The sequence below is a fragment of the Bradyrhizobium ferriligni genome (assembly GCF_056837965.1).
Genome location: NZ_JBXEJO010000157.1, coordinates 1 through 3623, shown reverse-complemented (window position 1 = coordinate 3623; position 3623 = coordinate 1). Strand labels below are relative to the sequence as shown.

Annotated in this window: 3 protein-coding genes; all 3 read right to left on the bottom strand. The window is 66.6% G+C overall.

Going from position 1 to position 3623, the window contains the following annotated elements:
* Window positions 1-119: 119 nt before the first annotated feature.
* Complete coding sequence (locus AC1VNY_RS42245) at window positions 120-1130, bottom strand: amino acid ABC transporter substrate-binding protein (protein ID WP_482409631.1); 1011 nt, start codon at window positions 1128-1130, stop codon at window positions 120-122.
* A gap of 88 nt (window positions 1131-1218) precedes the next feature.
* A complete protein-coding gene (locus tag AC1VNY_RS42240; RefSeq protein ID WP_482409630.1) occupies window positions 1219-2574 on the bottom strand; it encodes an aspartate aminotransferase family protein in 1356 nt (451 codons plus the stop codon).
* 5 nt (window positions 2575-2579) lie between these two features.
* Window positions 2580-3455: a MurR/RpiR family transcriptional regulator gene (locus tag AC1VNY_RS42235; RefSeq protein WP_482409629.1), complete on the bottom strand. Its 876-nt coding sequence runs from the start codon at window positions 3453-3455 to the stop codon at window positions 2580-2582.
* Window positions 3456-3623: the final 168 nt, after the last annotated feature.

Below are 3623 nucleotides of genomic sequence, written 5' to 3'. Positions count from 1 at the left end.
GGGTGGGGTGAGGGGCTCTATCGTCGTAACAGGTGAGAGGAGGGTATGCGGAGGCTCCCCCTCACCCGGATTGCTTCGCAATCCGACCTCTCCCCGCAGGCGGGGCAAGGTAACTTCGGTCACTTGAACGGAATCGCGTACATCAGCCCGCCCTTGTTCCAGGTGGCGTTGAGGCCGCGCTCGAGCTTCAGCGGGCTTGCCTTGCCGACATTGCGCTCGAAGATCTCGCCGTAATTGCCGCCGGATTTGATGGCGGCGACCAGCCATTTGTTGTCGAGGCCGAGGCGCGAGCCGAGATCGCCCGACGCGCCGAGCAGGCGCCGGATCGCCGGGACCTGCGATTTCGCCATCTCGTCGGCATTGGCCTGGGTAACGCCGAGCTCCTCGGCCTCGATCAGGCCGTAATGCAGCCAGGTGATGATGTCGCTCCAGACTTCATCGCCGTTGCGGGTGAACGGGCCGAGCGGCTCCTTGCTGATGGTCTGCGGCAGCACGACATAGTCATCGGCCTTCGGGGCTGCGGTCGCGACCGCGCCTGCGAGCGCGGAAGCATCCTGGGTCATGGCATCGCAGCGGCCGCCGAAGAAGGTCTGGTACATGGTGTCGACGCGGTCGAACACCAGCGGCTTCCAGTCGATGCCGTTGGCGCGGCCGTAGTCGCCGAGCGTCACTTCATGCGTGGTGCCCTGGGCGACGCACACGGTGGCGCCCTTGAGGTCCTTCAGCTCCTTCACGCCGAGGTCCTTCTTCACGACAAAGCCCTGACCGTCGTAGAAATTGACCGGTCCCTGCCGCAGCCCGAGCGTGGTGCCGCGCAGAAAGGTCTGCGTCGAGTTGCGATAGAGCACGTCGATCTCGCCCGACTGCAGCGCGGTGAAGCGGTTCTGCGCGGTCAGCGCGACGTAGCGCACCTTGGCGGGATCGCCGAGCACGCCGGCGGCAAGCGCACGGCAATAGTCGACGTCGAGGCCCTTGAAGTTGCCTTGCGAGTCCGGCGCAGAGAAACCGGCAAAGCCGGTCGAGACGCCGCACACCAGCGTGCCGCGCTGCTTGACGGTGTCGAGCGTCGCCGCGCTCGCGCCCGCGATGCCTGCGGCGAGAACGGTTAGAGTGATGATACCCCTCAGCATGTTTTCCTCCTCCTCCTAACGTTTGAGCATGACCCCTGCGCAAACGCTTCGCGTTTGTCGCGGGAAAACCGGTGCCCGTTTTTCCGGATCATGCTCCGTGACCAACATCCTTCAACGCGCTGTCGACCGCAGCGCCTAGCCGTTCGACGATCATGTCGATGTCGCCGGAAGTCGCGATATAGGGCGGGGCGAGCAGCACGTGATCGCCGCGCTGGCCGTCGGCGGTGCCGCCCGACGGATAGCAGCCGAGCCCGCCGGCGAAGGCCGCGGACTTGATCCGCTGATGCAGCTTCAGCTTGGGATCGAACGGCTGCCGCGTGGCACGGTCGGCGACCAGCTCGATACCCCAGAACAGGCCGCGGCCTCTGATGTCGCCGACATGGCGGTGATTGCCGAACCGTTCGGTGAGCCGCTGCTCGAGCTGGCGGCCGCGCTCCTTGACCTGGTCGAGCAGCTTCTCCTCAGCGATCACCTTCTGCACCTCGAGCGCGGCGGCGCAGGCGAGCGGATGCGCGAGATAAGTGTGGCCGTGCTGGAACGCGCCGGAGCCATTGCGCACCGTGTCGACGATCGTGCCGCTGGCAAGCATCGCGCCGATCGGCTGATAGCCGCCGCCGAGGCCCTTGGCGACCGCCTGGATGTCGGGCGAGATGCCTTCCTGCTCCCAGGCGTGCAGCGTGCCGGTGCGGCCCATGCCGCACATCACCTCGTCGAGGATCAACAGCGCGCCGTGGCGGTTGCAGATCTCGCGCACCGCCTTGAAGTAACCCTCCGGCGCCGGCACGCAGCCGGCGGTAGCGCCGACCACGGGCTCGGCGATGAACGCCGCGACCGTATCGGGGCCGAGCCGCTGGAATTCGGCTTCGAGTTCGGCGGCCAGGCGCGCCACGAACGCCGCCTCCGATTCATCGTCGCGCTTCTCGTGATAGGCGAAGGCCGCCGTGACATGGCTGAACGAGGGCGACAGCAGCGGCGCGTAGGGCTCGCGGCGCCAGGCATTGCCGCCGGCCGACAGCGCGCCGAGCGTGTTGCCGTGATAGCTCTGGCGGCGCGCGATGAAGCGCGCGCGCTTCGGCTCGCCGCGCTCGATGAAATATTGCCGCGCCAGCTTGATCGAGGCCTCGATCGCTTCCGACCCGCCGCTGACGAAATAGACATAGCCGAGGCCGCCGGGTTCGTGGCCGACCAGCCGCTCGGCGAGCTCTTCCGCAGGCTCGGAGGAGAAGAAGCCGGTATGCGCATAGGCAATCTTCGAAGCCTGCTTGGCGATCGCGGCCAGGATGCGCGGATGCTGATGGCCGAGGCACGACACCGCGGCGCCACCGGAGGAGTCCAGAATGCGGTGACCATCCTCCGCGATCAGCCAGACGCCGTCACCGCCGACCGCCTTCGGCGGAGTTTCGCGCAGGCTGCGATGCATCACGCGGCTCTTGTGGGCGGCCATGATACTCATCCTTTCTCGACAAAATATTGCGACATCTCGGCAAGCCGGCCCTCGGTCTCCTCCAGCTTGCGCTTTGCCCCGGCGCCGCCCAGCGTGAAAGCGACGGCCGCAAGCGACTGGGCGACTGCGATCGCGCCGGTGAGGCTCGGGAAGAAGCCGGGGGAGGAGGCGGCCTCGAACAGCAGCAGATGATCGGCGCCCTCGGCCATCGGAGCTGTGATGGTGTCGGCGATCGCAATCAGCGCGGCGCGCGCCTGATGCGCCGCGCGCGCCGTCTCGACGCTGACCAGGGTGTAGGGCGCAAAGCCGATCACGACCAGGGCGTCGCCTGAGCGGAAGGCGCCGTGGTCGAGATCGAACGGGCCGGAGCCGCCGACCAATTGCACGGCATCGGGGCGGAACAGGCGAAGCTGATAGGTCAAGAGTTCCGCGACGCTGCGGCAGCTGCGAAACCCCGATATCCAGATCCTGTCAGCCGAGTGCAGCGCACGCGCGGCTTCCGCGATCGCGCTCGCTGAAATCCGCGCAAGGCCCGCGGCCTCGGCCTCCAATTTGTCGTGCACCAGTTTGACATCGGCATTCGGCCCGGCGCGGCGGCTTCTGGCGCGGCCGGAGAACGGCGAGCCCTGCGCCGGCCGGCGCGCCTCGGTGAGCGCGGCGCGCAATTCGTCCCAGCCGGAATAGCCGAGTGCCTTGGCAAGACGGGTGAATGAGGCAGGATCGGCGCCGGCGACGGAGGCGAGCTCGCGCATCGAGCGGGTGGTGGCGTCGTAATCATTGGCGGCGACGAACCGGCCGACCTCCTGCAAGCGCATCGGCAGCGACGGCAATGCGCTGCACAATTCGTTCAGGGGCGATGGTTTCGGCTGGGCCTGGGCCATGAAACATATGTTGCACAAATATTAATTTGGTGCAACATATGACGCGCGCAGGATTTGAGGTTGACGCGTTTTCTTCACGCGAACCGGTATCCGCTTCGCCCGAAAACGCTCTTGCGCATGGCAGAAGATCGCTTCTCACTGGGGTCCTTGTGCTGTGACGACATCGAC

What these genes read in the sequence shown, in the direction of transcription:
- AC1VNY_RS42240 (WP_482409630.1), bottom strand. Translation starts at nt 2,574, where the DNA reads ATGGCCGCCCACAAGAGCCGCGTGATGCATCGCAGCCTGCGCGAAACT.
- AC1VNY_RS42235 (WP_482409629.1), bottom strand. Translation starts at nt 3,455, where the DNA reads ATGGCCCAGGCCCAGCCGAAACCATCGCCCCTGAACGAATTGTGCAGC.
- AC1VNY_RS42245 (WP_482409631.1), bottom strand. Translation starts at nt 1,130, where the DNA reads ATGCTGAGGGGTATCATCACTCTAACCGTTCTCGCCGCAGGCATCGCG.